Here is a 5,669-nt window from a genome sequence, read left to right as displayed (position 1 = left end):
CACCCCCCGCGGGGGCCCACCATCCCGGGGTGTTTCCGGGGGGGGGGGCCGGGCGCGCGGGCGCCCCCCCGCCCCCTGGCGGCGTATCAGACCCGGGCGAGGGCGGGGGCCTGGGCGGCGGTGCGGGCCGCCGCGGGGCGGCGCAGGTAGACCGCCCAGGTGAGGGCGAAGCAGACCGCGTACGCGGCGAGGAAGGCGACGAAGGCCGGGGTGCCGGTCTTCGCGGTGAGGAAGGACTCTCGGAAGGCGAGGTTGATGAAGAGTCCGCCGAGGGCGCCGACCGCGCCGATCACGCCGATCGCCGCTCCGGACATCCGGCGCGACCAGGCGGCCGCGTCGTCGGTGCTCTCGCCGGCGGCGATCCGGTCCTGCGCCTTGGCCTCGAAGATGCCGGGGATCATCTTGTAGGTGGAGCCGTTGCCGAGGCCGGCGAAGACGAAGAGGGCGATGAAGCCCAGCAGGAAGACCGGCAGCGAGCGGATCGAGGACGCGTACACGACGACGCCGGTGGCGCAGGCCATCGCGACGAAGTTCCAGAAGGTGATCCGCGACCCGCCGTAGCGGTCGGCCAGCCATCCGCCGACGGGGCGGATCAGCGAGCCGAGCAGCGGGCCGATGAAGGTGAGCTGGGCGGCCTGCAGCGGGGTGCGGCCGAACTGGTTCTGCAGGACCAGGCCGAAGGCGAAGGAGAAGCCGATGAAGGAACCGAAGCTGCCGATGTAGAGCACCGACATCAGCCAGGTGTGCTTCTCCTTCAGGATCGCGGTGAAGGTGCCGGTGTCGTTGCTCATGGGGGCCAGGTTGTCCATGAACAGGGCGGCGCAGGCCGCCGCGACCGCGATGAGCGGGATGTAGATGCCGAGGACCAGCCGGGGCTGGTTCGCGCCGGCCCAGGTGATGACGCCCAGCGCGACCAGCTGGATGACCGGGACGCCGATGTTGCCGCCGCCGGCGTTCAGGCCGAGCGCCCAGCCCTTGCGGCGCAGCGGGAAGAACGCGTTGATGTTGGTCATGGAGGAGGCGAAGTTGCCGCCGCCGAGGCCGGTCAGCGCGGCGACCAGCATGAAGGTGGTGTACGAGGTGCCGGGGTGCATCACGTACGCGGCCGCCAGGCTCGGCACGAGCAGGAGCAGCGCGGAGACGATCGTCCAGTTGCGGCCGCCGAACCGGGCCACCGCGAAGGTGTAGGGGATCCGGACGAAGGAGCCGACCAGGGTGGGCATGGCGACCAGGAAGAACTTGCCGGCCGGGTCGATGTGGTAGTCCTTCCCCATGAAGAGGACCATCACCGACCAGAGGCTCCAGATGGAGAAGCCGATGTGCTCGGAGAGGATCGAGAAGACCAGGTTCCGGTTGGCCGTCCTGCGGCCGGTGCGCTCCCAGAATTCGGTGTCCTCGGGCTGCCATTCCTGAATCCAGCGGCCGCCTGTTCTGCGCTGGGCTGTGTCGCTCATCGGTCTCCCCTTGCGTGCCGGTGCCTGCCCTGCCCGTGCTGTCGGGAACGACGCTAGGAGGCTGCGGTTTCGGGATCCGGTGTGCTCTGTGAAACCCCGGGAACCGTCCTCTCACCCGGCCGGGCCTGGCGGTGTGAGGAGGGCGGGGACGCACGAAGGCCGCCCTCCGGAGGGAGGACGGCCTGGGTGCACATGGGATGGTGGAGATGCCGGGAATCGAACCCGGGTCCAGTGGAGTGGATTCAGGACTTCTCCGAGCGCAGTCCGCTGTGCTTTTCTCGGCCCCGGCGGTCACGCGGACAAGCCGCCGACAGGCCCAGCTACTGTTTGGTTTCCCTCCCGCCCCCGTAGCCGGGGCGGTTGGTTGAGTTCCCTAGATTATGCCAGGGTCCGGATCGGGAACGCTCCGGTCTGACACCCTATTCGCTCGCTGATCAGGCAGCGAGAGCGAACTGCGGGATATCGCGCTTAGAGTTGGCGATTATTTTTTTGCGACAGATGGTTAACGAGATCATTGCCGCGTTCCTCGGCTCGCTTCTCCTGTTTCGACTACCACTGTCGAAACCGATCATCCCCATGTTGATTTGACAAACAGCTCCGGCGGGCGGGCCCACCGGCGGTGTGAGAGCCATGGTACGCGGTCCGGACCGGGAGGGTCCAGCGCATTACCCCGGCGGCGGGCCGCGGCCCGGTCAGGACGCGGCGCGCTGCTTGCGGCGGGCGGCGGCGATGGCGCGGTCCGACTCGCGGCGGTCCTGCTGCTCGCGCAGCGTCTGCCGCTTGTCGTACAGCTTCTTGCCGACCGCGAGCGCGATCTCCAGCTTGACCCGGCCGTCCTTGAAGTACAGCGAGAGCGGCACCAGGGTGTGGCCGGTCTCCTTCGCCTTCGACTCCAGCTTGCGGATCTCCTCCTTGTGCAGCAGGAGCTTGCGCTTGCGTTTGGCGGAGTGGTTGGTCCAGGTGCCCTGGGTGTACTCCGGGATGAAGACGTTGTCGATCCAGGCCTCGTGGCCCTGGATGTACGCGTATCCGTCGACCAGGTTCGCCCGGCCCTCGCGGAGCGACTTCACCTCGGTGCCGGTGAGCACCAGCCCGCACTCGTAGGTGTCGAGGATGGTGTACTCGTGGCGCGCCTTCTTGTTCTGCGCGATGAGCTTGTTGCCCTTTTCCTTAGCCATAGCCCGGTCATTCTCGCACTTCCGGGAGCCCGGCGGCAGCCCCTTTACGGGCGCGCCCCCAGGCCGCTCAGGACGCGCAGCGCCAGGCCGTCCGCGGCGGCCGGGTCGGCGGCGGCCACGTCGGGCTGCAGGCCGGTGCCGTCCGGGGAGCGGCCGTCGGGGGTGTAGTAGCGGCCCACGGTGAGCTCCAGCACCCCGCCGTCGGCCAGCCGGCTGGGCTGCTGCACGGTGCCCTTGCCGAACGTCCTGGAGCCCACCAGGACGGCCCTGCAGCGGTCCTGGAGCGCCCCGGCCAGCAGCTCGGCGGCGCTCATCGTGCCGCCGTCCACCATCACCACCAGCGGGACGGCGGTGTCCCCGCCGCGGGCCGCGGTGAGCTCCCGGCGGCTGCCCCGCGACTCGTACGAGGCGACCGGGCCGCCGTCCAGAAAGGCCGAGGCGGTGGCGACCGCCTCCTCGACCAGGCCGCCGGCGTTGCCGCGCAGGTCCTCGTCGTCCGCGGAGGCTCCCGCGGCGGGCGCGCGGCGCCGCGGGGCGCCCCCCCGCGGGGCGCGCCGCGGGCGGGGCGCGCGGGACCCCGCCCCCGCGCAGCCCGCGCCCCGCCCACCGCCCCGCGGCCAGGCCGCGGGTGTGACCCTGTTGACGGCGGACGAGGTGGTGGTGACGGCGGACACCGAGAGCATTCCGGTGGCGGTCGACGGCGAGGCGCTCAACCTGCCCGTGCCGGTGCGGTGCACGGTGCAGGCGGGCGCGCTGCGGGTCCGGGTGCCGAGGGACCGGCCGGGTACGCCGGTCGAGGTGCCCGCGATGGCCTGGCGGCGGGTCGGCCGGCTGGCTCTGGGCAGGACGCCCGCCCCGCGCAGCGGCGGCGACCGGTGAGCCGCACCGCCCCGGCCGGGCTGCTGGCCCGGGGCCGCCGGGTGGCCGCCGATCTCGGCGCGGCCGACCGGGCGGTCTACGCGGCGATCGCCGGCACCCCGACCCCGGAACTGGACAGCGCGCTGCGCCGGCTGTCGCGGGCGGCCGACCACTCGAAGATCTCGTTCGCGATCGCCGGCGTCCTGGCGCTGCGGCCCGGCCCGCCCCGGGAGGCCGCCGTCCTCGGGGTCGCGGCGATCGCGGTGGCCTCGGCGGGCGCGAACCTGGTCGGCAAGGCGCTGGCCCGGCGCCCCCGCCCGGACCGCGAGGGCGTCGGCGTGCCGGCCGCCCGGCACGTGCGGATGCCCACCTCGGCCTCCTTCCCCTCCGGCCACACCGCCTCGGCGTTCGCCTTCGCGACGGCGGTCGGCACGCGGCTGCCCTGGACCGCCGCACCGCTGGGGCTGCTGGCCGCCGGCGTGTCGTACTCCCGGGTGCACACCGGCGTCCACTACCCGGGGGACGTGGCCGCCGGCGCCCTGCTCGGCATGGTCGCGGCCAGCGCGGTCGGCGGCGTCGGCCGCCACCTCGCCGCCCGGACCGCCTGCTGACGGCGCGCCGACGGCCCGGTGGCCGTCCCGGGTCGGTCGGCCGTCGCAGCGGCCGAAATCGGTTTGCCGCCGTCCCGTCCGGTCGGATAGGAACCTCGCATGCTACGAGGCACCACGGTCGGGCTGCGGGCCCGGCACGAGGACGACATCCCCATCCTGCGGACCGAGCTCTACGACGACGTGGTCAACGGCTCGCGGGCCGAGAGCCGGCCGTGGCGGCCGATCACCCCCGGCTCGAACGACCCGCGGCTGGTGGTGGACGACACGGAGCAGGGGCACGTCCCGTTCTCCGTGGTGGAGCTGGACGGCGGCACCCTGATCGGCACGGCGACGCTCTGGGGCATCGACAACCACAACCGGTCCGCGCACATCGGGCTGGGGCTGCTGCCGGCCGCCCGCGGCAAGGGCTACGGCACCGACGTGGTCGCCGTGCTCTGCCACTACGGCTTCGTCGTGCGGGGCCTGCAGCGGCTGCAGATCGAGACCCTGTCGGACAACGCCGCGATGCTGCGCTCCGCCGAGCGCAACGGCTTCGTCCGCGAGGGCGTGCTGCGCTCCGCGGCCTGGGTGATGGGCGAGTTCCTGGACGAGGTGCTCCTCGGGCTCCTCGCCCGGGACTGGACGGCGGGCCCCTCGGCCTAGCCGGTGCCCGGTCCTACGTTCGGGCCGGCGGGGCCTGGGGGTGCGGTCCGGTGCCCGCGCCGGCGGCGCGCTGGAGGTCGGCCGCGCGGTCGGTGATCTGCGGCAGGAGGGCGTAGAGGGCCTCGCCGGGGCAGAGGGTGCAGTAGGCGTCCCGGTGTCCGGAGACCGCGTTGAAGGCGTGCCGGCTGCTCGCCGGGAACCGGCTGTCGCTGCTGGTCGAGGTCAGTTCGTACTGCCCGTGGGCGTCGGTGCCGTAGCTGCCGAGCTTCCAGGCGACCAGGCCGGCGATCGCGGCGACGACCGGCTCGGGTACGTCGACGCCCGCGGAGTAGGTGCCGATCGCCGCGATGCCGACGGTCTCGCGGTTGAAGCCCATGGTGTGCGCGCCGACGACGGGCCGGTCGATGCCGCCGACCCGGCCCTCGTAGACGGTGCCGAAGCGGTCGACCAGGAAGTTGTAGCCGATGTCGTCCCAGCCGCGGTTCGCCAGGTGGTCGTGGTGGATCGCCCGGAGGATGTCGGGGACGTCCTGCTCCCGGTAGGAGTTCCGGTCGTCGGTGTGGTGGATGAAGGCGGCGCGCACCGCGCGGTCGTACTGCACCGCGGACGGCGGCGGCTCGGCCTGCCAGGCGGAGCGCGGCACGATCGGCGGCGCGGCGGGAACGGGGAACGAGGGCGGCAGCGCGAGCGCGGGCTCCGCTGCGGCCACGGGCTGCGTCACCGTGCGCGGGCGGCCCAGGGCGGGCAGGGCGACCAGCGCGCCCGCCGAGGTGGCCTGCAACACGCGACGCAGCACCAGGCGGCGGTCGATGTCCATGCCACGAAGGTAAGGACGGCCCCGGGCGGGGGGGGGCGCGGGGGGCGGGCGGGCGCGCGGTCCCCGCGAGGCGAGGGCGCGGCCGGCGCGCGCGCGCCGCGCCCCGGGG

7 protein-coding genes and 1 other RNA gene are annotated in these 5,669 nt (G+C 73.4%); 3 read left to right on the top strand and 5 right to left on the bottom strand.

The window, feature by feature from the left end:
- Positions 1–86: 86 nt before the first annotated feature.
- From ACFV0G_RS33875 to ACFV0G_RS33860, 4 genes are all read right to left on the bottom strand, one after another.
- Positions 87–1,454: a nitrate/nitrite transporter gene (locus tag ACFV0G_RS33875; RefSeq protein WP_380556279.1), complete on the bottom strand. Its 1,368-nt coding sequence runs from the start codon at positions 1,452–1,454 to the stop codon at positions 87–89.
- A 198-nt stretch (positions 1,455–1,652) separates the two neighbouring features.
- Positions 1,653–2,030, bottom strand: a transfer-messenger RNA (tmRNA) gene (gene ssrA / locus ACFV0G_RS33870).
- A 116-nt stretch (positions 2,031–2,146) separates the two neighbouring features.
- Positions 2,147–2,632, bottom strand: coding sequence for an SsrA-binding protein SmpB (gene smpB, locus ACFV0G_RS33865; protein WP_380556277.1), 486 nt, complete (start codon positions 2,630–2,632; stop codon positions 2,147–2,149).
- Between the two features lie 44 nt (positions 2,633–2,676).
- Positions 2,677–3,306: a S41 family peptidase gene (locus tag ACFV0G_RS33860; protein WP_380556275.1), complete on the bottom strand. Its 630-nt coding sequence runs from the start codon at positions 3,304–3,306 to the stop codon at positions 2,677–2,679.
- On the opposite strand from ACFV0G_RS33860, the gene ACFV0G_RS33855 reads away from it, so the two are divergent.
- From ACFV0G_RS33855 to ACFV0G_RS33845, 3 genes are all read left to right on the top strand, one after another.
- A complete protein-coding gene (locus ACFV0G_RS33855; protein ID WP_380556273.1) occupies positions 3,293–3,511 on the top strand; it encodes a hypothetical protein in 219 nt (72 codons plus the stop codon). The genes ACFV0G_RS33860 and ACFV0G_RS33855 overlap by 14 nt on opposite strands.
- Positions 3,508–4,101: a phosphatase PAP2 family protein gene (locus tag ACFV0G_RS33850; protein ID WP_380556271.1), complete on the top strand. Its 594-nt coding sequence runs from the start codon at positions 3,508–3,510 to the stop codon at positions 4,099–4,101. The genes ACFV0G_RS33855 and ACFV0G_RS33850 overlap by 4 nt, the downstream gene beginning before the upstream one ends.
- Before the next feature lie 99 nt (positions 4,102–4,200).
- Positions 4,201–4,743, top strand: coding sequence for a GNAT family N-acetyltransferase (locus ACFV0G_RS33845; protein ID WP_380556269.1), 543 nt, complete (start codon positions 4,201–4,203; stop codon positions 4,741–4,743).
- Positions 4,744–4,756: 13 nt separating this feature from the next.
- On the opposite strand, the gene ACFV0G_RS33840 is transcribed toward ACFV0G_RS33845, so the two are convergent.
- Positions 4,757–5,560 carry a peptidoglycan recognition protein gene (locus ACFV0G_RS33840; protein ID WP_380556267.1) on the bottom strand — a complete coding sequence of 268 codons (804 nt, stop codon included), beginning with the start codon at positions 5,558–5,560 and terminating at the stop codon, positions 4,757–4,759.
- Between the last annotated feature and the right edge of the window lie 109 nt (positions 5,561–5,669).

The sequence above is a fragment of the Kitasatospora sp. NPDC059571 genome (assembly GCF_042735675.1).
Classification (GTDB): Bacteria; Actinomycetota; Actinomycetes; order Streptomycetales; family Streptomycetaceae; genus Kitasatospora.
This window is presented reverse-complemented; position numbering and strand designations above follow the sequence as displayed.